The organism is Enterobacter sp. UNJFSC 003 (genome assembly GCF_036903355.1).
In the GTDB taxonomy this organism is placed as follows: domain Bacteria; phylum Pseudomonadota; class Gammaproteobacteria; order Enterobacterales; family Enterobacteriaceae; genus Enterobacter.
This window is the reverse complement of the sequence record NZ_JBAKHK010000060.1, coordinates 1-371: the sequence shown is the minus strand read 5'-3', so window position 1 is coordinate 371 and position 371 is coordinate 1. Positions and strand designations below refer to the sequence as shown.

The following is a 371-nucleotide window of genomic DNA, read 5'->3' as shown; positions in this document are numbered from 1 at the left end:
CATCTAACCTTTCAGGAGTCTTCGGTTTGGCCAACTCATCCTCACGATATTCCGTTCTGACTGCCGCCCACTGGGGGCCCATGCTGGTTGAAACCGACGGCGAAACCGTGTTTAGCTCGCGTGGCGCGTTAGCCACAGGAATGGAAAACTCCTTGCAGAGCGCGGTTCGCGACCAGGTTCACAGCAATACGCGGGTACGATTTCCAATGGTGCGCAAAGGCTTTCTCGCGTCACCGGAAAACCCGCAAGGCATTCGTGGGCAGGATGAATTTGTTCGCGTGAGTTGGGATGAGGCGCTGGATCTTATTCACCGACAACATAAACGCATTCGTGAGGTTTATGGTCCGGCATCGATTTTTGCTGGTTCCTAC

1 protein-coding gene is annotated in these 371 nt (G+C 54.2%); it reads left to right on the top strand.

Going from position 1 to position 371, the window contains the following annotated elements; genetic code table 11:
• Window positions 1–26: 26 nt before the first annotated feature.
• Window positions 27–371 (top strand): molybdopterin-dependent oxidoreductase (locus tag V5P19_RS23070; protein ID WP_334407852.1); only part of this gene is annotated, 345 nt, incomplete at its 3' end.